Raw genomic sequence first — 21,636 nt, 5'->3', positions numbered from 1 at the left:
CCGCCCGCACCGCGGGTGCCGCCCGGACCCGGCGCCCTCGGCGATCGCCGCCACCGACGTCCGAAGAGACCGACGCCCGAAGGAGGTGCGGGTCCGGCCGCCGTCCCCAGGGACGCGCGCACCGCCCGACCAGCATGAGCGAACCACTTGCCACGGAGGCCGCGCACCGGCACTGCCAGTCGCTCCAGGACGCCCTCGGCCGGTTCCGCCGGGACGGCCTCGACCAGGTCGCCCGGTGGGGCCACCACCTCGCCGCCGTCCTGCCCGTCGGGGGCCGCCTGCTGGCCGCCGGCAACGGCGGCAGCGCCGCCCAGGCCCAGCACCTGACCGCCGAACTGGTCGGCCGCTACCGCGACGAACGCCCCGCCCACTCCGCCATCGCGCTGCACTCGGAGACCTCCAGCATCACGGCGATCGGCAACGACTACGGCTTCGAGCACGTCTACGCCCGCCAGGTCGCCGCGCACGGCCGCCCCGGCGACGTCCTGCTGCTGCTGTCCACCTCGGGCCGCAGCGCCAACCTGACCGGCGCGGCGGAGACCGGACGGGCCGCCGGGCTGCTGGTGTGGGCCATGACCGGCCCTGGCCCCAACCCGCTGGCGGACATCGCCGACGACGCCCTGTGCATCGACGCCGACACCGCCGCCACCGTCCAGGAGGCCCACCTCGTCGCCGTACACCTGCTGTGCGAGACCTTCGACGAGGCGACGGCCGTTCCGGTGCCGCCCGCGAAGACCCTGCGGCACGCGCCGGGAGCGGCCGCGACCCAGGCCGCCGCCGCCCGCCGGAGGATGTCATGACCGGCCCGGGGCCGCTGGTCGTCGTCGGGGACGTGCTCCTCGACGAGGACATCGAAGGCGTCGCCGAGCGCCTGGCCCCGGACGCGCCCGCCCCCGTCGTCGACGTGCGCGCAAAGCACCGAAGGCCCGGCGGCGCCGGCCTCGCCGCGGTGCTGGCCGCCCAGGACGGCCGCGAGGTGGTCCTCGTCACCGCCCTCGGAGACGACCCGGCGAGCGAGGCGGTACGCCGGGCGCTGAAGGGCCGCGTCCGGCTGGCCGAGCTGCCGCTGCGGGGGACCCTGCCGGTCAAGACCCGCGTGCTGGCGAGCGGACGGCCCCTCGTACGCATCGACCGCGGCGGCGGCACACCCGGCAGCCCTGGCAGCTGCGTGGGCGAGGCGCTGGCACAGGCACAGGCCGTCCTCGTCGCCGACTACGGCAGGCACACCGCCGACGCCGTCCGCGAGCAGCTGGCCGAGGCCGCCCACCGCACCCAGCTGGTCTGGGACCCGCACCCGCGCGGCGCCGCCCCGGTCCCCGGCGCCCGGATCGTCACCCCGAACGCCGCCGAGGTCCGCTCGCTCACCGGCTCTCCCGCCGACGAGGAGCCTTCGCTGCGCGACTTCGCCGAACGCGGCTCACGACTGGCGGAGCGCTGGCTGGCGGCGACCGTCGCCGTCACCCTGGGCGAACGCGGCGTCCTGCTGACCCGGCCCGGCGGCGGCACCCCCATGCTCGTCCCCGCGCCCTACCGGGCCGAGGGCGACCCCTGCGGGGCGGGTGACTGCTTCGCCGCGGCCACCGCCACCGCCCTGGCGGACGGCGCGCTCCCCGAGGAGGCGGTGCAGCGCGGCGTGGCCCGCGCGGCGGCGTTCGTGGCGGCGGGCGGCGCCGGCAATCCGAAGCTGTGGCGGACGGCGTTCGCCGGCCGGGACCGGCCGGGGGCGGCGACGGACCCGTTCGCGCTCGCGGAGAGCGTCCGGGCGCGCGGCGGCACCGTGGTCGCCACGGGCGGCTGCTTCGACCTGCTGCACGCCGGGCACGTGGGGCTGCTGGAGAGCGCCCGGCGCATCGGCGACTGCCTGATCGTGTGCGTCAACTCCGACGCGTCGATCACGCGTCGCAAGGGGCCGGGGCGTCCGCTCAATCCGGTGGATGACCGGGTGCGGGTGCTCGCCGGACTGGGCAGCGTCGACGCCGTCGCCGTCTTCGAGGAGGACACCCCGATCGCGCTGCTCAGCAGGCTGCGGCCCGATGTGTGGGTCAAGGGCGGCGACTACTCCGTGGAGGACCTGCCGGAGGCCGACGTGGTACGGGCCTGGGGCGGGCAGGCGGTCGTCCTGCCCTACCTCGACGGCCGCTCCACCACGCTGCTCGCCCACCGCGCGGCCGCCTCGGCGAAGCCGGTCCGCACCCCGCCGCGCTGATCGACCACGAACGGCACCGAGCGGACACATGCGTGTCCTCGGCCGCGCGGCCCGGCGCCGAAGGAGACCAGATGAGCACCCGCACCGGCGAGAGCCCGAGCACTTCGACGAGCCCGCGCCCCCGCGTCCTGGTGCTGCGCGCACTCGGCCTCGGCGATCTGCTGGCCTCCGTACCCGCCCTGCGGGCCCTGCGGCACGGGCTGCCCGGACACGACATCGTGCTGGCCGCACCCGCCCGGCTGGCCACGGCCGCCGCGGCGACGGGGCTCGTCGACCGGCTGCTGCCCGCGTCCGCGCCCGGCAGGGCCGTACCGGCGGAGCTGGACTGGGACGGCCCCCCGCCGGACATCGCCGTGGACCTGCACGGGAACGGCCCCGCCAGCCGCGGGCTGCTCACCGGGCTGGGCCCTCGCGACCTCTACGCGTACGGGCGGCCGCACGGCCCGGTGTGGCGGGACGACGAGCACGAGCGGGAGCGCTGGTGCCGGCTGCTCGAAGGGCACGGTCTGCCGGCCGACCCCGAGGACCTGTCCGTGCCGCCGCCCGCCACCCGCTCACCCGCGCCGGGAGCCGTCGTCGTGCATCCGGGCGCCGACGCCGCGGCCCGCTGCTGGCCCATGGAGCGCTTCGCCGCCGTGGCGCGGCAACTGCACGGCACAGGGCACCGTGTCGTGGTGACGGCCGGGGCCGCGGAGGCCCGGCTGGCGGCTTCGGTGGCCGGCCTGGCCGGGCTGCCCGACGGGGCGGTACTCGGCGGGGCCGGCGGCGACATCCCGTTCGACGTGCTCATGGCACTGGTCGCGGAGGCCCGCTGCGTGGTGGTGGGGGACACCGGGCTCGCCCATCTGGCCACGGCCCTCGGCACACCGTCCGTCACCCTGTTCGGCCCGGTGGCACCCCGGCTGTGGGGCCCGCCCGCCGAACCGCGCCACCGGGTGCTCTGGCACCCGGACGCCGACGACCCGCCGCGCCCCGGTGACGCCCACGGCGACCGGCCCGACGAGCGGCTGCTGCGCATCACCGTCGAGGAGGTACTCGACGCCGTACGCGCCCTGCCGCTGCCCGGGGCAGGACCACGGGCGGGTCAGGCGGCCGTGCTCAGGCCGGGCTGACCGGTCAGCGCCGGCTCCCCGGTCCGTACGACCACCGGCTTCGCGGTGACCCGGCGTTCCCGGAGCATGTAGCACGCGCCGATCGCGCCCGCGATCAGCAGTCCGCCGGTCACCAGCGCGCCGCGCGCACCGGCCAGCTCCATCAGCAGCCCGAGCGCCGGGGGACCCGCGAGGCCCCAGAGCGTACGGACACTGCCCCACACGCCCAGCACCCGGCCCCGCATGTGCGGCGGCGGATCGGTCTGGAGCACGGTGGTGCCCGCGGTGTCGGAGACCGACTCCACGAGGGCCATCGGCAGCACGATGACCAGCAGCACCGCGAGCGACGGCGAGAGACCCGCGACGATCTGCAGGACACCGCCGGCCGCCGCGAGGGCGCCCACCAGCCGCACGGACGGCTTGCGCAGCCGAGCTCCGAGCACGGCGCCCAGGATGCCGCCGACGGCGAGCACGGTCGACACGGTGCCGAAGGCCCCGGCACCGCCGGCCAGCGGCCCGACCACGAGCACGGCGAGCGTGAGCTGGTAGTTCCGCCCGAAGACGGCGCTCAGCCCGGTGATCCCGGCGAGCGCGACCAGCCGCGGCCTGCGCATGAAGTACCTCAGGCCCTCGCGCATGCTCATGTCCTCGCCCGGAACCTCCGTGGCGGCGGCCTTCTCGGCCGGGCGCTCCGACCGGGCGCGGACCGCTCCCGCCACGGGGCGCAGGAAGGGTATGACGGCGGTCACGAACAGGAAGGAGAGCCCGTTGGCCGCGTAGGCGGCGGCCGTGCCGAGGAAGCCGACGGTCACACCGGCGAGCGCCGCGCCCGCGAGCCGGCCCGCGTTGTGCACCAGCGAGCCGACGCCGATCGCGGAGGGGACGTCCTCCGTCCTGACGAGGTCGTTGCCGAGCAGGGCGCACGCCGGGCCGTCGACGGTGGCGATGACACCCGTGACAGCGGCGAGCGCCATCAGGACACCGAGGTTCAGCTGGTCCATCGCCACGAGGAACGCCGTCGTGAACGCCACGGCGCCGAGCAGCGCCTGGCTCACCGCCGCGGTCAGCTTGCGGGGCCAGCGGTCCACGGCGGCGCCGCCGGCGAGGCTCATCAGCAGCCCGGGCGCGGCCTGCACGGACATCGAGAGTCCGGTCGCGGCGGCCGACCCCGTGATCTGGAGCACCAGCAGGTTCTGCACGGTGAGCTGCATCCACGTACCGGCGTTCGACACGAAGTTCGCGACGGACCACCAGCGCATGCTGCGGTACTTGAGGCAGCGCCACGGCGAACGGTCGCCCAGCAGGCGCTGCGCGAGGCGGCCCGAGGGAGCCGGGGCGGAGGAACGGGAGGAAGAAGAAGGCACGGTGAACACTCGGGTGACGAGCCCCCGAGGGACCCATGTGGCGGAATGCGGCGGAAGCTCGGAACACCGGCTGCACTGCGCGGTCGCTCCACCGGATCTTGACGGCGCCCCACCGCGGAAGACTGTCCCCCCGCACGTCCGTTGACGGCGAAGGCGCTCCCCGGCAGGGCGCAGACCATCGTGGCAGACGGCTCCCGAGAAGCGGTTCGAGCGACTGGGCCGACGGTGCCCGCGACGGACCGGAACCCTTGCGGGCATTGGGATCGGGCACTTCTGGTGTGCTTGCTCACAGGCCCTTTCGAGCGGCCCGCGGGGGCCTTGTGCGAGTGCCGGTCGCAGTTGCGCGGGTCACAGTGGAGTGGACGCGGTGCGGCGGGGTACCCACCGGAGCCGATGCCGTGTCAGCCGCACGCCGAGCGGCATCCGAACGGGCGCGGACGGAAGGCAGAGCATTGAGCAGCGGAGTGCAGGTCGACCTTCAAGGCAGGCAGGCCCTGGTGACGGGCGGCGCGAGAGGCCTCGGCGCGGCGATCAGCCGCCGGCTGGCCGGCGCGGGGGCGAGCGTCCTGGTCGCGGACGTACGCAGGGACCTGGCGGAGGAACTGTGCGAGGACCTGGCCCGGCAGGGCGGCAAGGCGGAGTTCGTGGTGCTGGACGTGCGCGACTCCGCCGCGGTCGCCGACGTCTTCCGCGAGCTGGACGAGGACGGCGGCCGGGTCGACCTCCTCGTCAACAACGCGGCCGTCGACGTGTGCAAGCCGATCGAGCATCTGACGGCCGAGGAGGTGAGCCGGGTGATCAGCACCAACCTGCTCGGCCCGATGTACCTCTGCCTGGAGACCTACCGCCGCATGGTCGCGCGTGGCGGAGGTCACATCGTCAACATCCTCTCCACCGCGGCCAACCGCACCTGGACGGAGGCGGGACCGTACGCGGCGGGCAAGTCCGGACTGCGCGCCTTCACCCACACCCTGTTCCAGGAGGCGCAGCGCGACTGCCCCGGGATCGGTGTCACCGGCATCATCGCCGGCGGCATGGCGACCCCGTTCATCCTGGACCGCTTCCCGGACGCGGACCTGACCTTGCTCCAGAGCCCCGACATCGTGGCCGACACCGTCCTTTACGCCCTGTCCGTACCGGACACCAGCGCGGTCTCCGAGCTGGTCGTCGTGCCGCGCAAGGAGCCCTCATGGCCGTGACCGCGGGAGCAGCCGCCTCCTCTTCGCCGGGCGCCGGCCGGCCGGTCGCCATCGTCACCGGCGCCGACTCCGGAATCGGGCGGGCCACCGCGGTGCGGCTGGCCGCGGCGGGCATGGACGTCGGGATCACCTTCCACACCGACCAGGAAGGGGCGGAGGGGACGGCCGAGGAGGTACGCGGCCACGGCCGGCGTGCCGCCGTCGCCCGGATGGACCTCACGGACCTGCCCGCCGCCGCCGACGTCATCGACCGGCTCGCCGGTGAACTGGGCCGGGTGGACGTGCTCGTCAACAACGCCGGCACCGGCACCGCCACACCGTTCCTCGACCTGGACCTGGACACGGTCCGCCAGGTCGTCGACGTGGACCTCGTCGGCCCGTTCCTGTGCGGTCAGCGGGCCGCCCGCCGCATGATCGACCAGGGGGACGGGGGCAGGATCGTCAACGTCACCTCGGTCCACGAGCACCAGCCGAGGGTCGGCGCCGCTCCCTACTGCGCGGCCAAGGGCGGTCTCGGGCTGCTCACCCAGGTGATGGCGCTCGAACTCGCCGAACACGGCATCACGGTCAACTCCGTCGCGCCCGGAGAGATCGCCACTCCCATGACCGGCCAGGAGGACGCGGACGTCCACGCCGCGCAGCGGCCGGGCATCCCGCTGCGCCGCCCCGGCGACGCCCGGGAGGTCGCGGCGGTCATCGCCTTCCTCGCGGGGCAGGACGCGGGCTACGTCACCGGGGCGTCGTGGTCGGTCGACGGCGGGATGCTGCGGATGGGCCCCATGGCCGGATCGCACCTCCAGGACGACTCCTGGCGCCGGCCCTGAGGCAGGGACCGCGCCGTACCGGCCGCGGCGACCATGAGGACCGCTCCCGCCCCCTCATGCGGGAGCGGCCTCGTCGGTGGGTGCCGTGCCGTGGTGCAGCGGCGGTGTCGCGGGCCGTGGTGTTACGGGCCGTTCCCGTGCCGCGGCACGGGAACGGCTGTCAGTGGGGGAGGCCGCCTGCGACGGCGACGTTCCCGTACCAGAGGGCGCTCTGCTTCGGAGTGCGCTGCTGCGTCTCGAAGTCCACGCGCACGATGCCGAACCGCATCCCGTAGCCCTCGGCCCACTCGAAGTTGTCGAGCAGCGACCACAGGAAGTAGCCCCGGACGTCCGCCCCTTCCTCGATGGCCTGGTGCACCGCACGCAGATGGCCGTCGATGTAGGAGATCCGGTCCGGGTCGTCGATCCGGCCGTCGGCGTCGACGGTGTCGTCGAACGCCGCGCCGTTCTCGGTGATGTACATGGTCAGGCCGGGATGGTCCTGACTGATCCGGACCAGCTGACGGCGCAGGCCGTCCGAGTCGATCTCCCAGCCGATACCGGTCCTCGGCAGACCGCGGTCGAGGAAGCGCACGTCCTCCGCGCCGGGCCAGGGGGACGGGCCGGACGGCTCGCCGCCGCCGGCGACCCGGTAGGACGTGTAGTAGTTGACGCCGAGGAAGTCGACCGGCGCCCCGATGATCTTCTCGTCCTCCGGCTCGATGTGACCGGTGCCGCACACCCGCTCGAAGTGCTCCCGCACGTCCACCGGGTAGGCGCCCTCCACCACCGGGTCGAGGAAGAGGCGGTTCTGGAGCAGGTCGATACGGTGGGCGGCGTCCAGGTCGGCGCTGCTCTGGGTATCGGCGTCCACGGGATAGAAGTTGAGCGTGATCCCGACCTCGGCGTCGGGTGCCGCGGCGCGCACCGCGGGGACCGCGAGGCCGTGACCGAGCAGCAGGTGGTGGGCGGCGATCAGCGACCCGGCCGGGTCGACAGCGCCGGGCGCGTGGATGCCGTTGCCGTAGCCGAGGAAGGCCGCGCACCACGGCTCGTTGAGCGTGCCCCAGAGCTTCACGCGGTCGCCGAGCGCCTCGCTCACCAGCTGTGCGTACTCGGCGAACCGGAAGGCCGTGTCGCGGTTCCGCCAGCCGCCCTCGTCCTCCAGGGTCTGGGGAAGGTCCCAGTGGTAGAGCGTGAGGGCCGGCCGGATGTTCTTCTCCAGCAGGGAGTCGACCAGCCTGCTGTAGAAGTCCAGGCCCCGGGCGTCGGCCGGGCCGCGCCCGTCCGGCTGGATGCGCGGCCAGGCCACGGAGAACCGGTAACCGCCCATTCCCAGTTCGGACATCAGCGCGACGTCCTGCTCGTAGCGGGCGTAATGGTCGGCGGCCACGTCGCCGTTGTGGCCGTTCGCCACCTTGCCCGGCGTGCGGGAGAACGTGTCCCAGATCGACGCTCCACGGCCGTCCTGGCCCACCGCGCCTTCGATCTGGTACGCGGACGTGGCCACTCCCCACAGGAATCCCGGTGGAAAGGCCGATGCGGCCGGCGGGCGCGTGAGCCCTGCGGGAACCGGATCGTTCTCTGCGGTCATCGTCATCCTCTGATCGGTCGATCGCCGGTGGCCGCGGGGCGCCCACGGCCACCGGGCACGAACTGGGTGGAGCTGCTGAAGAGCGCTCCCGCTCCGGCGACCGGCAGCTCTGCGGCGGGGCAGGCGAAAGACCAGAGCTGATGTCAGCCGGAATGGGAGCGCTCCCATGAGATTCGGTCAGCGGGCGCGGGTTGTCAAGAGTGCGGGGTTCTGCCGCGGTCATTGACACGGGCCGCGGGAGCCGCTTCATTGGTCCGCGGCGCCGCGTAAGTGGTGTCGGCCCTCTTTTCGTGTCCGGCCGAGAAGGTCCGGGCTCCGGTGAGGGTTGCGGCGCTCTTATGGGAGCGCTCCCGTCCATGTGTCTCCGGCCGCCCTGACTCGGCCGGTGAGGCGCTTTTGTTGGGAGCGCTCCCGCTCCTGCGCCGCGAAGAGCCGCCGTGAACCACACGCACGCGTTCGCTTCCGTCCCCCACCCAGGAGGCCCGTACGATGCCCCGTGCCCCGCACCCGCGACCACGACGCCTCACCCGTTCCGGCGCGGCAGCCGCCCTCGCGGCCGCGCTCACCGCCACCCTTTTCACTCCGGCCTCAGGAGTCGCGGCAGAGGCGGCGGCCCCCGCGGCGGCGGCCGGCAGCGACCCGAGTCCCGTCCGCGTCAACCAGGTCGGCTACCTCACCGCGGCCGACAAGGTCGCCACCGTCGTGGCGGCCTCGACCTCGCCGCTTTCCTGGCAGCTGCGAGGCGCCGGGGACAACGCGGTCGTCGCCTCCGGCACCACCCGTGTGCACGGCAGCGACCCGGCCTCCGGCGACCATGTGCACCAGGCGGACTTCTCCTCGGTCACCCGCCCCGGCGACTACCGCCTCAGCGTCGACGGCGCCGGATCCAGCGTCGCCTTCACCATCCAGGACAAGACCCTCTACCCCCGGTTGGGCCGCGAGGCCATGCAGTACTTCTACTTCCACCGCATGGGCACCCCGGTCGAGGGCCAGTACCTCCAGCACAGCGCCCACGCCCACGCCGCGCTCCACCCGGGCGACAGCTCCGTGCCCTGCTACAACGACTGGTGCGGCGGCGAGCGGCTGAACGCCGCCGGATCCTGGGCCGACGCCGGCGACTTCGGCATCTACCCCGTCAACCACGCCATCTCCGCCTGGACCCTGCTCAACCTCTACGAGCGCGATCCCGCGGCCTACGGTGACGGCAGCCTGCCCGTCCCCGAGCGGGGCAACGGCCGCCCCGACATCCTCGACGAGGTCGAGTACGGCTCGCGCTTCATGTCGGGGATGCTGCCCTCCACCGGCCTCGCGTCCCACAAGGTGCACAACCACACCTGGAGCGCCTTCCCCGTCACCGACGTCGGCGCGGAGAACGCCCTGGCCCGCTCCGCCATGCCGCCCTCCACCAACGCCACCTATGCGGTGGCCCGCACGAACGCCCAACTCGCCCGCGTACTGCGGCGGTACGACCCCGCCCGCGCGGACGCCCTCTGGGCGAGTGCCAGGACCGCCTGGCAGCGCGCGGAGGCCATGCCCGACGTCGACTACGCGGTCGACTCGGACGCGGAGGGCGGCGGCGACTACCCCGACACCAAGAACAGCGACGACCGGTACGCCGCGGCGGCCGAGCTCTATCTGACCGCCCACCAGCGCGCCGACGGCTCGGCCGCCGGCTATCGCTCCGCCGTCACCGGATCACCCCACTACGGCCAGGTCACCCAGTTCGACTGGGCGGAGGTGGCCACCGCGGGGACGCTGTCCCTGCTGACCGTCGCCGCCGACCTGCCCGCCGCCGACATCGCCAGGATGCGCGGAAACCTCACGGCCTTCGCCGACTCCGTCGTCACCACGCTGAACGGCGAGGGCTACCCGGCCCTCATCCCCGGCTCCGCGAAATACCCCTGGGGCTCCAACTCCTTCATCGCCAACCGGATGCTGCTCCTCGGCACCGCCCACGGCCTGACCGACGACCTCCGGTACCTGAAGGCCATGCACCGCGCCATGGACTACCTGATGGGCAACAACGCGATGCGCCTGTCCTACGTCACGGGCTACGGGGAGTACGCGGAGACCGATCTGCACGACCGGCTCGCCTGGGGCGCGTATCCCGGCACTCCCTATCCGAAGGGCTGGCTGTCCGGCGGACCCAACAACGAGAACATCAACGACCCGGCGACGCCCACCGGGAGGCCGGCCGCGAAGTCCTACGCCGCTCCGGACACCGCGCCGGAGGCGTGGGGCTCCAAGGAGAACACCATCAACTGGAACGCGCCGCTGGCGTGGACGGCGACGTACCTCGACCGCACGGCGGACCGGCTCTCCGGCGGCGGCCCGGGCCCGCAGCCGGAGGAGTCCCTGCTCTCCCAGGGCCGCCCCGCGTGGGCGTCGTCCTCGGAGAACGGCGGGCTCACGCCGGGGCGGGCGGTCGACGGCCGTGACGACACCCGCTGGAGCAGCGCCTTCCGGGACCACCAGTGGATCACGGTCGACCTCGGGTCGTCCCGGACCGTCTCGCGCCTGACGCTCAAGTGGGAGGCGGCGTACGCCAGATCGTTCACGGTCCAGATCTCCGACGACCCCGGCTTCGGCACCTCCAGGGAGCTGTACGCGACGACCTCGTCGACGGGCGGCACACAGCAGCTCGCCGTCGCGGGCCAGGGGCGCTACGTCAGGCTGCTGGGCAGGGTCCGGGCCACCCCGTACGGCATCTCGCTCCACGAGTTCCAGGTCCACGGCCGCTGACCGGCACGGGCCTTGCCCCAAGGGGCGTCGACACGCTCCGGCCGGCAGGTCCGCCGGCCGCCGCGCAGCGGATGCGGGGCGGCCGGCGGACCTGCCGGTCAGGCGGTGTCCCGGCGCACCAGCTCGGTGCGCACGACCACGTTCCGCCAGGCCGCGCCGGGGGCGGCCATCTGGTCGAGGAGGACGCCGACCATGGTGCGGCCCATCTCCTCGACCGGCTGCCGGACGGTGGTCAGCTGCGGGTCGGTGTGCTGGGCGAGCGGGGAGTCGTCGAAGCCGATGACGGCCACGTCGTCGGGCACCCTGCGGCCCGCGGCGCGCAGCGTGTGCAGGGCGCCGGCGGCCATCACGTCGGAGGCGGCGAACACGGCGTCGAGGTCCGGGTGGAGCCGCAGCAGCTCCGCCATGGCGTGGCGGCCGCTCTCCTCGGTGAAGTCGCCCGCGGCCACCCAGGTGGGGTCGAAGTCCTCGCAGGCTCCGCGGACGGCCTCCTCGTAGCCGCGCAGCCGGCACTGGGCCACGTACATGTCCGCACGGCCCGTGATGGTGACGATCTTCCGGCGGCCGGTCGAGGCCAGATGGCGCACGGCGATCCGGGCCCCTCCGGCGTTGTCGGAGTCGACGTAGGAGACCGTCTCGTCGCTGCTGCGGCGGCCGCCCAGGACGGTCGGCATGTCCATCTCGGAAAGCAGGTCCGGCAGGGGGTCGTCACGGTGCACGGAGACGAGCAGTACGCCGTCGATCCGGCGGGCCTTCGCGTACTGGAGGAACCGGCCGCGTTCACGCTCCGTGCGCACCAGGGTCAGCAGCAGCTGGAGCTCCGTGTCCGCGAGGCCCATCCCGACGCCGTGGATGATCTCGGAGAAGTAGGGCTCGGTGAAGAACCGCTTCTCGGTCTCCGGGATGACCAGGGCCACCGCGTCGGTGCGGCTGCCGGCGAGCGCCCGGGCGGCGTGGTTCGGGATGTACCCCAGCTCGGCGATGGCCTGCTCCACGGCGTGCCGGGTCGAGTCGCGGACACCGGGCGACTTGTTGATCACTCGGGAGACGGTGCCCCGCCCGACGCCGGCCAGGGCGGCGACCTGCTCGAGTGTGGGCTGGCCGAAACGGCCCCGTGCTGCCATGCGTGACCTCCGGAGGGGGATGGTGCGGTATCCGTCGATTCTCCCTGGAGACCATGGTGACAGAGAGTTCGGGAGCGCTCCCATTATTGATCCTTCCGATCCGGCTTGTCGAGGAGGGCCGGGCATGGGCAGCCGGCCCGCGGGTGGTGGTCGTGCGGGGCGGCCCTTCTGGAGCGATTGGGGGTCTTTGGTCGCGCTGAAAGGGGGAGATTCTCACGCCGGGGACATCTCGGAGCAATAAAGCTCTGCTGCTCGACCTTGACAGAGGGTGTCGTCGCCGCGAAGCTTTCGAACCAAGCAGTAGTGGGAGCGCTCCCACTTGCCCGCCGACCCGCTCGGGTCTGCCCCTGCACCGCTTCCTCCACTTCCCCTCTTGTGACCGGTCCTGTTCGCCGCCAGCCCCACTCTGTCGCTCTGGGCCCGCCACCAGCCGAAAACAGTCGTAGGAGCCTCGAATGCGCATAACTTCCGGTGACGTCCCGCGCAGACGCCGCGCAGTCACCCTCACCACCGCGGGTCTGCTGTCCCTCGGCCTCCTCGTGACCGGATGCGGCGGCTCCGGCGGCGACGAGGGCGACGACGGCTCGGGCGGCGGGACGATCACCCTCCGTGTAGGCACCTTCGGATCGTTCGGGTTCGACGACAAGACCGGCGCCAAGCTCTACGCGGAGTACGAGAAGCTGAACCCCGGCATCAAGATCGAAGAGACGAACGTCGCCGACGGTCAGAAGTACTGGGACGCGCTGAAGCTGCGGCTCTCGCAGGGCAGCGGACTCGCCGACATCCAGGCCGTCGAGGTCGGTTACATCGCGGAGGCCACCGGCGAGGCGATGTCCGGGAAGTTCGTCGACCTGGGCAAGGCCGAGGGCGTCGACACCTCGAAGTTCCTCGACTGGAAGGTCAAGCAGGCCACCGCCCCGAACGGCTCGACCATCGCGCTGGGCACGGACATCGGCCCGATGGGCATCTGCTACCGCAAGGACCTCTTCGAGAAGGCGGGGCTGCCCACCGACCGGGAAGAGGTCGGCAAGCTGTGGGCGGGCGACTGGGCCAAGTTCCTCGAGCAGGGCGAGAAGTACAAGGCCAAGGCGCCGGCGGGCACCGCGTTCCACGACTCGGCGAGCGGTCTGTTCAACGCCGTGGTCTCCAGCCAGCCGGACCAGTACTCCGGTGAGGACGGCCGGTTGCGCTGGGAGAGCAGCCTCGGCGTGATGAAGGCCTGGGACACCGCCGTCAAGGCCGCACAGGGCGGACTCACCGCCAAACTGCGGCAGTTCGACGAGAAGGGCACCTGGAACGCGGCCTTCAAGAACTCCAAGTTCGCCACCGTCGCCTGTCCCTCCTGGATGACCGGCATCATCAAGGACCAGGCCGGCCCCGCCAACAAGGGCAAGTGGGACATCGCCCAGGCACCCGTCCCGGCGAACTGGGGCGGCTCCTTCCTCGCCGTGCCCAAGGCGGGCAAGCACACCGCCGAGGCCGCGAAGCTCGCCGCCTGGCTGACCGCGCCCGAGCAGCAGGCCAAGGTCTTCGCCGTGAACGGCAACATCCCCTCGACCACGGACGGCCTCAAGTCCGAGACCGTGCAGAACGCCCAGCCGGAGTACTTCCCCGGCGTCCCGGTAGGCAAGATCTACTCCGAGGCTGCCCAGCAGATCAAGCCCGCTCCGATCGGCCGCTGGGACGGACAGGTGAAGACCTTCCTGACGGACAACGGAATCCTCGACATCGAGACGCGTGGCACCTCGCCCGAGAAGGCCTGGAACAACGTGAAGAAGCTGGTCGACGACAAGATCGACCAGTAGTCGCCGCCTCCCGCCGGCTGCCCCGCGAGGCAGCCGGCGGACCCTTCGCGGGTGCCGTCGAAGCCATCCGCCGTTCCGTCACCACTCACCAGGGAAAGGGCGCCTGATGGCCACCTCCCTCCAGCCCGACAAGGGCGCCGCTGTGATCGACGCCCCCTCCGGCGAGCCCAGGGACCCGGGGCACCGGGACCCGTCCGGCTGGCGCAGCCGCCTGTACCGCATCGACCTCAAGGCGACCCCGTACGTCTACGTCGCGCCGTTCTTCCTCGTCTTCGCCGCCTTCGGTCTCTTCCCGCTCCTCTACACCGGCTGGCTGTCGCTCCAGAAGGTCGAGCTGGGCGGCGAGGCCGAATGGCGGGGCCTGGACAACTACACCAGGCTCGCGGAGAGCGACTTCTTCTGGAACGCCCTGGCGAACACCTTCACCATCGGTGTGATCTCCACCGTGCCGCAGCTGCTGATGGCACTCGGCCTCGCGCATCTGCTCAACTACCGCATCCGCGGCCGTGGTTTCTACCGCGTGGCGATCCTCGCCCCGTACGCCACCTCGATCGCGGCCGCCGCGCTCGTCTTCGCCCAACTGTTCAACACCGACTACGGGATGATCAACCAGCTGCTCGGTTACGTGGGCATCGACCCCGTCAACTGGGAGACGGAGAAGTGGCCGGCCCAGATCGCCATCTCCACGATCGTCACCTGGCGCTGGACCGGCTACAACGCCCTCATCTACCTGGCCGCGATGCAGGCCGTGCCGAACGACCTCTACGAGGCGGCGGCACTCGACGGGGCGTCCCGCTTCCGGCAGTTCATCAGCATCACGATCCCCTCGATCAAGCCGACCATCCTGTTCACCATCGTCGTCTCCACCATCGGCGCCACCCAGCTGTTCGGTGAGCCGCTGATCTTCGGCGGCAGCCTCGGCATCGGCGGCGGCAGCGGCAACCAGTACCAGACGCTGAGTCTGCTGATGTACGAGAAGGGCTGGGTCACCGGCGCGCTCGGCCAGGCCTCCGCCATCGCCTGGGTGATGCTGCTCCTGCTGCTGGCCATCGGACTCGTGCAGCGCCTGCTCAGCAGGTCGAACGCGCAGAAGAAGAACGGAGCGGCACGCTCATGAGCCATGTGCTGAACAGGACAGCGGCGCCCGCCGCGTCCACCACGACCGGGGGCCGCAGGCGGCGGCTCGGCCAGAAGGCCGGCCGTCAGCACCACGGTGGTCCGCTGACGTACGCGCTGCTGGTCTTCGCCGCGGTCGTCTCCCTCTTCCCGCTGTACTGGAACCTGGTCGCCGCCTCCCACACCGGCGAGCGCGTCGTGCAGGCCCCGAGCCCGCTGCTGCCGGGCCGGGAGCTGTTCAACAACCTCTCCATCGCCTGGAACCAGGTGGACATGGGGGAGGCGCTGATCAACACGACGATCGTCGCCGGCGCGGTCGCGACGAGCACGGTGCTGTTCGCGACGCTCGCCGGGTTCGCCTTCGCCAAGCTGCGGTTCAAGGGGCGCAACGTGCTCCTGGCGATCGTGGTGGCGACGATGACGGTGCCGCCGCAGCTCAGCGTCATCCCGCTCTACCAGCTGATCACCGAGTTCGGCTGGGTCAACCAGCTGCAGTCGGTGATCCTGCCCAGCCTGGTCGCCGCCTTCGGTGTGTTCTTCATGCGGCAGTACCTGCTCGAGGCGCTGCCGGTGGAGCTCATCGAGGCGGCCCGGATGGACGGCGCGCACAGCCTGCGCATCATCTGGCACGTCGTCTTCCCCATCGCCCGGCCGGCGATGGCGGTCCTCGGCATGCTGATCTTCGTGCAGGCGTGGAACGACTTCTTCTGGCCGTTCATCGCCCTCACACCGGACGGCGCCCCCACGCTCCAGGTGGCCCTCGCCGGGCTCGGCTCCGGCAACCACACCGTCAACCACGCGATCGTGCTGACCGGCGCGTTCATCGCCACCGTGCCGCTGCTGCTGGTGTTCGCCCTTCTCGGCAAGCACATCGTCGGCGGCATCACCTCGGGGGCGGTCAAGAGCTGACACGCAGGGGAGCCGGGGCCTGCGGGGCGCGTGGGGCGCTCTGCGGGCCCCGGCGCATGTCGCCGGGCGGCGCGGCCGTTCAGGGCCGGCCCGTTCAGTTCGCGAAGGCCGCCCTCGCGCACGCGGCGCGCAGTTCCGGCAGTCCGATGAACTCGGTGTGCGTGCCGGCCGAGCCGCAGGCGAAGGCGCCCGACACGGAACCGGCGAGCACGCACCGCTCCACGTCGCCGCCCTCGAACAGCGTGTGCAGGAACGCGGTGACGAACGCGTCCCCGGCCCCGTTGCTGTCGACGACGGGCCGCTCGGGGCGTACGGCGGGGAAGTGGCGGACCTCGTCCTCACCGCGCACCAGCAGATGGCAGCCCTCGGCGCCGTCCGTCGCCACGACGATCCGTGCGCGGCCCTCGTCGACGATGCTCCTCATCACCGCCCCGAGCCGGCCGTGCAGCGCGGCGGCGCTCAGGAAGACGTAGTCGGAGGCGAGGGCGTAGTCGCGGTGGTGCGGATTGCGGCCGTCCCAGTCGTGCAGGTCGGTGGAGCTGGTGATCCCGAGCCGGTGGATGTCCTCGTACATGTCGCGGTTGTGGCCGACGATGGACAGATGGACGTGCCGGGCGCGCTCCAGGTACGGCAGGTAGAAGGCGCGCGGGAGCCGCAGATCGGCGGGGTGACGGCCGTCGTAGAAGGAGAAGCGGCGGCCCTGCGGGTCGACCAGGTTGATGCCGCGGGGTGTGCCGTGCGGGGAGACGACATGGCTGAAGTCGAGGCCGTGCTCCTCGTACGCGGCGAGCACGGTCCGGCCCTGGACGTCGTCGCCCAGGAAGTCGATGAACTTGGTGGCGAGGCCCAGTGCCCGCCAGCCCAGCGCCACCCCGTTGCCGGTGTGGCCCACGTAGTCGCGCACCGGGGGGACGAACAGCGAGTCGCCCGGCGGCACTTCCAGCGCGTCGACGCGGACGATCGTGTCCACGCCGGTGCCGCCGACGACCAGTACGTCGTAGTGGGGACCGCTCACCCGCCGGCTCCGTCCCGGTCCGGGGTCCGCTTGGCCGCGGAGGCGGTCGAACCGCGGACCACCAGCTCCGGCATGAACACGAACTCACTGTGCGGGGCGGGTGTGCCCCCTATCTCCTCCAGCAGCGCGCGCACCGACGCCTGCCCCATCGCCTGCACGGGCTGGCGGATGGTGGTCAGCGGCGGATCGGTGAACGCTATGAGCGGCGAGTCGTCGAAGCCGACCACCGAGATGTCCCTCGGCACATGGAGTCCCTGCTGCCGGGCCGCCCTGATGGCGCCGAGCGCCATCATGTCGCTGGCGCAGGCGATCGCGGTGCACCCCTTGGCGATCAGCGCCGCCGCGGCGGCCTGGCCGCCCTCGAGGGTGTAGAGGGAGTGCTGGATCAGCTCCTGCGACTCCTCGGGCGACAGCCCCAGCCGCTCCTCCATGGCGAGCTGGAAGCCCTCGATCTTGCGCAGCACCGGCACGAACCGCCTGGGGCCGAGCGCGAGGCCGATCCGGGTGTGCCCGAGGGAGGCCAGGTGGGTCACGGCGAGCTGCATCGCGGCCCGGTCGTCGGGGGAGACGAAGGGGGCCTGCACCTTCGGCGAGAAGCCGTTGACCAGGACGTACGGGACGCCCTTGGCGCGCAGCTGGTCGTAGCGCTGCATGTCGGCGGTGGTGTCGGCGTGCAGTCCGGAGACGAAGATGATGCCGGAGACGCCGCGGTCCACGAGCATCTCGGTGAGCTCGTCCTCCGTGGACCCGCCGGGGGTCTGGGTCGCGAGCACCGGGGTGTATCCCTGGCGGGTCAGGGCCTGGCCGATGACCTGGGCGAGGGCGGGGAAGATCGGGTTGTCCAGCTCGGGGGTTATCAGTCCGACCAGTCCCGCGCTGCGCTGCCGCAGCCGCACCGGACGTTCGTAGCCGAGCACGTCGAGGGCGGCAAGGACGGATTCGCGGGTGGCCGCGGCCACGCCGGGCTTGCCGTTGAGCACGCGGCTGACTGTGGCTTCACTGACCCCCGCCTGGGCTGCGATGTCGGCGAGCCGCGCGGTCATGGGAGTGGACTGTACCGGGCGTACGTCGGATTGCCCACCAGGTGCCGGAATCGGCAGGTTCATCGCCTCATGTCGCGGCCGGCGCCGTCGACGGGGCGTCCGGAGGCATGAAACCTGTCACATCGCTGCAAAGCCTTGCGGAGTGCTTGCGAGAGGCCCGCCCACGGGCGCACCCTGGGCGAGGTCCGGTTCCGGGGAGGGTGTCAAGCGATCCTTCGGCAACTCTCCGGACACGCGGATGTAACGATCACCCGTCCTTGCAGAAAATTGCCGCAAGGTCTTTCCGATGGTTTTCAGCCCTGTTACGTTCCTGGCAACCCGGCACCGCGAGGGAGCGGACGGCGGGAGGCAGGTCTTCGCCTCCGCCCTTCCGGGATCAGTTGAAGGAGTTCACATGCGGCGTGGCATAGCGGCCATCGCTCTGGTCTCGGCACTGGCCGTGTCGGCGACGGCGTGCGGCGGGGACGACAGCGGCGACAGCGGTAAGAAGAGCTCGGGCGAGCTCAGCGGCACGGTCACCTGGTGGGACACCTCGACGGTCGGCAGCGAGGACAAGGTCTTCAAGAAGATCGCCGAGGACTTCACCAAGAAGCACCCGAAGGTCACCGTCAAGTACGTCAACGTGCCGTTCGGTGAGGCGCAGAACAAGTTCAAGAACGCCGCCCAGTCCGGCTCCGGCGCCCCCGACGTCATCCGCTCCGAGGTCGCCTGGACCCCCGAGTTCGCCGACCTCGGCTACCTCGCGCCGCTCGACGGCACCGCCGCGCTGAAGGACCAGGACGACTTCCTCAAGCAGGCCGCGGCCTCCACCAAGTACAACGGCAAGACCTACGCCGCGCCGCAGGTCATCGACTCCATGGGCATCTTCTACAACAAGAAGATCTTCAAGGAGGCCGGTGTCGAGGTCCCCAAGACCATCGACGAGCTGAAGACCGTCTCCGCCGCCATCAAGGACAAGACCGGTAAGACCGGCCTCTACCTTCGCGGCGACGACGCCTACTGGTTCCTCTCCTTCCTCTACGGCGAGGGCGGCGACCTGGTCGACGCCAAGAACAAGAGCATCACGGTCGACAACGAGGCCGGCGTCAAGGCGATGAAGGTCGTCAAGGACCTGGTCACCTCCGGTGCCGCCAAGACCGACGCCACCGACGGCTGGAACAACATGCAGACCGCCTTCAAGGAAGGCAAGGTCGCCATGATGATCAACGGCCCGTGGGCCGTCGCCGACACCTACGCGGGCCCGGAGTTCACCGACAAGGCCAACCTCGGCGTCGCCCCCGTGCCCGCCGGCTCGGCCGGCCAGGGCGCCCCGCAGGGCGGCCACAACCTCGCTGTCTACGCGGGCTCCAAGAACCTGGACGCCTCGTACGCCTTCACCGAGTACATGACCTCCGCCGAGACCCAGGCCCAGGTCGCCAAGGAGCTCAACCTGCTCCCGACCCGCACCTCGGTCTACTCGCAGCCCGGTGTCGCCAGCAACGAGATCGTCGGCTTCTTCCGCCCGGTCGTCGACAAGGCCGTCGAGCGCCCCTGGATCCCCGAGACCGGCAGCCTCTTCGCCCCGCTCGTGACCGAGTACACCAAGGTCCTCACCGGCCAGACCACCCCGGAGAAGGGCGCGAAGGCGGCGGGCGACGCCTACCGCAAGCTCCTGAAGGACTGGAAGTAACAGGAAGGTTGGCCGGCTGATGGCTGTGGACACCAGCAGCCAGTCGGTGGCGAAGGCCGCGGGCGATGTCGCCCGCGGCCGGAGCCGCGGTACTGGCAAGCCCGAGCGGAAGCTCAAGCGTTCCCTCTCCACATACTGGTACGCCTGGGCGATGGTCGCCCCGGTGACCGTCGTGATCGCCGTGATCATCGGCTACCCGCTGTTCCGCGGCATCTACCTGTCGCTGACGGACGCGAACGAGCGGAACGTCGCCCGGAGCATCGGCGTCAACGAGATCCCCGCGACCTACGAGTTCGTGGGCCTGGACAACTACACGGAGGCCCTGACCGGCGACCAGTTCCTCGGCACGCTCGGCTGGACGCTGGTGTGGACGGTGGCCTGTGTCTCGGTCACCTTCGTCCTCGGCCTCGGCCTCGCCAACATGCTCAACCGCAGGATCGCCGGCCGCTCCTTCTACCGGATGCTGCTGATCCTGCCCTGGGCGGTGCCCGGCTTCGTCTCCGTCTTCGCCTGGCGCTTCCTCTACAACCAGGACAACGGGCTCCTCAACAAGATCCTCGCGGGCGGCGGCATCGACGCCGTGCCGTGGCTGAACGACCCGACCTGGGCCAAGTTCTCGGTGATCGCCGTCAACGTCTGGCTCGGTGTGCCGTTCATGATGGTCGCCCTCCTCGGCGGCCTCCAGTCCATCCCGGGCGAGCTCTACGAGGCCGCCGAGATGGACGGCGCGAGCGCCTGGCAGCGGTTCCGCAACATCACGCTGCCCGGACTGCGTTCCGTGAGCACCACCGTGATCCTGCTGAGCACCATCTGGACGTTCAACATGTTCCCGGTGATCTTCCTGCTCACCCGGGGCGGGCCCGGCGAGGCGACGCAGATCCTGGTCACCCAGGCGTACAAGTTCGCCTTCGAGATCAGCCCGCGCGACTTCGCCCAGTCGTCCACGTGGGGCGTGCTGATCCTCGTCCTGTTGATGCTCTTCGCCGCGGTCTACCGGCGAGTCCTCCGCAAGCAGGGAGAAGTCTGGTGACCACCGCCGTGAACACGTCCCGACGCGGCCGCCGTTCGCCGCTGGCCTCCGTCGGTCTGCACGCCACCCTGATCGTGGCCTCCGTGATCGCCGTCTTCCCGGTGCTGTGGGTCTTCCTGACCTCCCTCAAGCCGGCGAAGTACGCGATCACCACGGACTTCGTGAAGGAAACGACCCTCGCGAACTACACCGACCTGCTCGAGAACACCGAATTCCTCACCTGGTTCGGCAACTCGCTGCTGATCGCGGGCCTCACCACCGTCCTCGGCGTCTTCGTCTCCGCGACCACCGGCTACGCGGTCAGCCGCTTCCGGTTCCCCGGCAAGCGCGGACTGATGTGGACCCTGCTCATCACCCAGATGTTCCCGGTCGCGGTCCTGATCGTGCCGATCTACAACATCATGGCCACGATGGGGCTGCTCAACCAGCCGGTGGGCCTGGTCGTCACGTACCTGACCATCGCCGTCCCGTTCTGCGCGTGGATGATGAAGGGCTTCTTCGACACCATCCCGATGGAGATCGACGAGTCGGGCCAGGTCGACGGGCTCACCCCGTTCGGCACGTTCTGGCGGCTGATCCTGCCGCTCGCCAAGCCCGGCATCGCGGTCACCGCGTTCTACTCGTTCATCACCGCCTGGGGCGAGGTGGCCTACGCCTCCGCCTTCATGGTCGGCGACGAGAACCTGACGCTCGCGGGCGGTCTGCAGAAGTTCGTCAACCAGTACGGCGCCCAGTGGGGCCCGATGGCGGCGGCCTCCGTGCTCATCGCCATCCCGGCCGCGCTCGTGTTCCTCTTCGCCCAGCGGCATCTGGTGACCGGTATGTCCGCCGGTGCCGTCAAGGGCTGACCCCCGTATGAAGCGGCGACGCCGGTCCGTGCCTGATCCCCGGGCCGGCGTCGCACCCCACCCCATCACCTCCAGGGA

Annotated in this window: 17 protein-coding genes; 12 read left to right on the top strand and 5 right to left on the bottom strand. The window is 71.6% G+C overall.

Features of this window, described 5'->3' with window-relative positions; all coding sequences use genetic code 11:
- Positions 1-134 precede the first annotated feature (134 nt).
- The 3 genes from ACIPJI_RS25260 to ACIPJI_RS25250 all read left to right on the top strand — a co-directional run bounded on the left by ACIPJI_RS25260 (position 135) and on the right by ACIPJI_RS25250 (position 3,318).
- Positions 135-800 carry an SIS domain-containing protein gene (locus ACIPJI_RS25260; RefSeq protein ID WP_402248983.1) on the top strand — a complete coding sequence of 222 codons (666 nt, stop codon included), beginning with the start codon at positions 135-137 and terminating at the stop codon, positions 798-800.
- Complete coding sequence (gene rfaE2, locus ACIPJI_RS25255; RefSeq protein ID WP_402248981.1) at positions 797-2,206, top strand: D-glycero-beta-D-manno-heptose 1-phosphate adenylyltransferase; 1,410 nt, start codon at positions 797-799, stop codon at positions 2,204-2,206. Before ACIPJI_RS25260 ends, rfaE2 begins: the two co-directional genes overlap by 4 nt.
- A gap of 71 nt (positions 2,207-2,277) precedes the next feature.
- Positions 2,278-3,318, top strand: coding sequence for a glycosyltransferase family 9 protein (locus ACIPJI_RS25250; RefSeq protein WP_402248979.1), 1,041 nt, complete (start codon positions 2,278-2,280; stop codon positions 3,316-3,318).
- Here the strand turns inward: ACIPJI_RS25250 and ACIPJI_RS25245 are convergent.
- Positions 3,291-4,556 (bottom strand): MFS transporter, encoded by a 1,266-nt coding sequence (locus tag ACIPJI_RS25245; RefSeq protein ID WP_307710518.1) that lies wholly within the window; start codon positions 4,554-4,556, stop codon positions 3,291-3,293. The genes ACIPJI_RS25250 and ACIPJI_RS25245 overlap by 28 nt on opposite strands.
- A 557-nt stretch (positions 4,557-5,113) precedes the next feature.
- Here ACIPJI_RS25245 and ACIPJI_RS25240 point away from each other — a divergent pair.
- On the top strand, positions 5,114-5,860 hold the full coding sequence (locus tag ACIPJI_RS25240) for an SDR family oxidoreductase (RefSeq protein WP_307708816.1): 747 nt from the start codon (positions 5,114-5,116) through the stop codon (positions 5,858-5,860).
- On the top strand, positions 5,851-6,684 hold the full coding sequence (locus ACIPJI_RS25235; RefSeq protein WP_402248977.1) for an SDR family oxidoreductase: 834 nt from the start codon (positions 5,851-5,853) through the stop codon (positions 6,682-6,684). The genes ACIPJI_RS25240 and ACIPJI_RS25235 overlap by 10 nt, the downstream gene beginning before the upstream one ends.
- Before the next feature lie 160 nt (positions 6,685-6,844).
- Here ACIPJI_RS25235 and ACIPJI_RS25230 read toward each other — a convergent pair whose 3' ends face one another.
- Complete coding sequence (locus ACIPJI_RS25230; RefSeq protein WP_402248975.1) at positions 6,845-8,257, bottom strand: GH1 family beta-glucosidase; 1,413 nt, start codon at positions 8,255-8,257, stop codon at positions 6,845-6,847.
- 489 nt (positions 8,258-8,746) lie between these two features.
- Between ACIPJI_RS25230 and ACIPJI_RS25225 the strand changes: the two genes are divergently transcribed.
- Positions 8,747-10,999 (top strand): glycoside hydrolase family 9 protein, encoded by a 2,253-nt coding sequence (locus ACIPJI_RS25225; protein ID WP_402248973.1) that lies wholly within the window; start codon positions 8,747-8,749, stop codon positions 10,997-10,999.
- Positions 11,000-11,097: 98 nt separating this feature from the next.
- On the opposite strand, the gene ACIPJI_RS25220 is transcribed toward ACIPJI_RS25225, so the two are convergent.
- A complete protein-coding gene (locus ACIPJI_RS25220) occupies positions 11,098-12,123 on the bottom strand; it encodes a LacI family DNA-binding transcriptional regulator (protein WP_307708820.1) in 1,026 nt (341 codons plus the stop codon).
- 455 nt (positions 12,124-12,578) lie between these two features.
- Here ACIPJI_RS25220 and ACIPJI_RS25215 point away from each other — a divergent pair, with 455 nt between their 5' ends.
- The 3 genes from ACIPJI_RS25215 to ACIPJI_RS25205 all read left to right on the top strand — a co-directional run bounded on the left by ACIPJI_RS25215 (position 12,579) and on the right by ACIPJI_RS25205 (position 15,953).
- Positions 12,579-13,928, top strand: a complete 1,350-nt coding sequence (locus tag ACIPJI_RS25215) for an ABC transporter substrate-binding protein (RefSeq protein WP_402248971.1) — start codon at positions 12,579-12,581, stop codon at positions 13,926-13,928.
- Between the two features lie 106 nt (positions 13,929-14,034).
- Positions 14,035-15,045, top strand: a complete 1,011-nt coding sequence (locus tag ACIPJI_RS25210) for a carbohydrate ABC transporter permease (protein WP_402248970.1) — start codon at positions 14,035-14,037, stop codon at positions 15,043-15,045.
- The gene (locus ACIPJI_RS25205; protein WP_356622661.1) at positions 15,042-15,953 is read left to right on the top strand and encodes a carbohydrate ABC transporter permease; all 912 of its coding nucleotides are present in this window, start codon (positions 15,042-15,044) and stop codon (positions 15,951-15,953) included. Before ACIPJI_RS25210 ends, ACIPJI_RS25205 begins: the two co-directional genes overlap by 4 nt.
- Before the next feature lie 94 nt (positions 15,954-16,047).
- On the opposite strand, the gene ACIPJI_RS25200 is transcribed toward ACIPJI_RS25205, so the two are convergent.
- Together ACIPJI_RS25200 and ACIPJI_RS25195 are read right to left on the bottom strand one after the other, a co-directional pair.
- On the bottom strand, positions 16,048-16,968 hold the full coding sequence (locus ACIPJI_RS25200; protein WP_356622662.1) for a carbohydrate kinase family protein: 921 nt from the start codon (positions 16,966-16,968) through the stop codon (positions 16,048-16,050).
- Complete coding sequence (locus tag ACIPJI_RS25195; RefSeq protein WP_356622663.1) at positions 16,965-18,011, bottom strand: LacI family DNA-binding transcriptional regulator; 1,047 nt, start codon at positions 18,009-18,011, stop codon at positions 16,965-16,967. The genes ACIPJI_RS25200 and ACIPJI_RS25195 overlap by 4 nt, the downstream gene beginning before the upstream one ends.
- A 394-nt stretch (positions 18,012-18,405) precedes the next feature.
- Between ACIPJI_RS25195 and ACIPJI_RS25190 the strand changes: the two genes are divergently transcribed.
- The 3 genes from ACIPJI_RS25190 to ACIPJI_RS25180 are packed head-to-tail and all read left to right on the top strand — an operon-like array spanning position 18,406 to position 21,558.
- The gene (locus tag ACIPJI_RS25190; protein ID WP_307708825.1) at positions 18,406-19,680 is read left to right on the top strand and encodes an extracellular solute-binding protein; all 1,275 of its coding nucleotides are present in this window, start codon (positions 18,406-18,408) and stop codon (positions 19,678-19,680) included.
- 19 nt (positions 19,681-19,699) lie between these two features.
- A complete protein-coding gene (locus ACIPJI_RS25185) occupies positions 19,700-20,710 on the top strand; it encodes a carbohydrate ABC transporter permease (RefSeq protein WP_307708826.1) in 1,011 nt (336 codons plus the stop codon).
- A complete protein-coding gene (locus ACIPJI_RS25180; RefSeq protein ID WP_234020357.1) occupies positions 20,707-21,558 on the top strand; it encodes a sugar ABC transporter permease in 852 nt (283 codons plus the stop codon). The genes ACIPJI_RS25185 and ACIPJI_RS25180 overlap by 4 nt, the downstream gene beginning before the upstream one ends.
- Positions 21,559-21,636 lie beyond the last annotated feature (78 nt).

The sequence above is a fragment of the Streptomyces sp. NPDC086835 genome (assembly GCF_044745705.1).
Taxonomy (GTDB): Bacteria; Actinomycetota; Actinomycetes; order Streptomycetales; family Streptomycetaceae; genus Streptomyces.
This window is presented reverse-complemented; position numbering and strand designations above follow the sequence as displayed.

What these genes read in the sequence shown, in the direction of transcription:
- ACIPJI_RS25260 (WP_402248983.1), top strand. Translation starts at nt 135, where the DNA reads ATGAGCGAACCACTTGCCACGGAGGCCGCGCACCGGCACTGCCAGTCG.
- rfaE2 (WP_402248981.1), top strand. Translation starts at nt 797, where the DNA reads ATGACCGGCCCGGGGCCGCTGGTCGTCGTCGGGGACGTGCTCCTCGAC.
- ACIPJI_RS25215 (WP_402248971.1), top strand. Translation starts at nt 12,579, where the DNA reads ATGCGCATAACTTCCGGTGACGTCCCGCGCAGACGCCGCGCAGTCACC.
- ACIPJI_RS25220 (WP_307708820.1), bottom strand. Translation starts at nt 12,123, where the DNA reads ATGGCAGCACGGGGCCGTTTCGGCCAGCCCACACTCGAGCAGGTCGCC.
- ACIPJI_RS25230 (WP_402248975.1), bottom strand. Translation starts at nt 8,257, where the DNA reads ATGACCGCAGAGAACGATCCGGTTCCCGCAGGGCTCACGCGCCCGCCG.
- ACIPJI_RS25210 (WP_402248970.1), top strand. Translation starts at nt 14,035, where the DNA reads ATGGCCACCTCCCTCCAGCCCGACAAGGGCGCCGCTGTGATCGACGCC.
- ACIPJI_RS25225 (WP_402248973.1), top strand. Translation starts at nt 8,747, where the DNA reads ATGCCCCGTGCCCCGCACCCGCGACCACGACGCCTCACCCGTTCCGGC.
- ACIPJI_RS25235 (WP_402248977.1), top strand. Translation starts at nt 5,851, where the DNA reads ATGGCCGTGACCGCGGGAGCAGCCGCCTCCTCTTCGCCGGGCGCCGGC.
- ACIPJI_RS25190 (WP_307708825.1), top strand. Translation starts at nt 18,406, where the DNA reads ATGCGGCGTGGCATAGCGGCCATCGCTCTGGTCTCGGCACTGGCCGTG.
- ACIPJI_RS25195 (WP_356622663.1), bottom strand. Translation starts at nt 18,011, where the DNA reads ATGACCGCGCGGCTCGCCGACATCGCAGCCCAGGCGGGGGTCAGTGAA.
- ACIPJI_RS25250 (WP_402248979.1), top strand. Translation starts at nt 2,278, where the DNA reads ATGAGCACCCGCACCGGCGAGAGCCCGAGCACTTCGACGAGCCCGCGC.
- ACIPJI_RS25245 (WP_307710518.1), bottom strand. Translation starts at nt 4,556, where the DNA reads ATGCGCTGGTGGTCCGTCGCGAACTTCGTGTCGAACGCCGGTACGTGG.
- ACIPJI_RS25205 (WP_356622661.1), top strand. Translation starts at nt 15,042, where the DNA reads ATGAGCCATGTGCTGAACAGGACAGCGGCGCCCGCCGCGTCCACCACG.
- ACIPJI_RS25185 (WP_307708826.1), top strand. Translation starts at nt 19,700, where the DNA reads ATGGCTGTGGACACCAGCAGCCAGTCGGTGGCGAAGGCCGCGGGCGAT.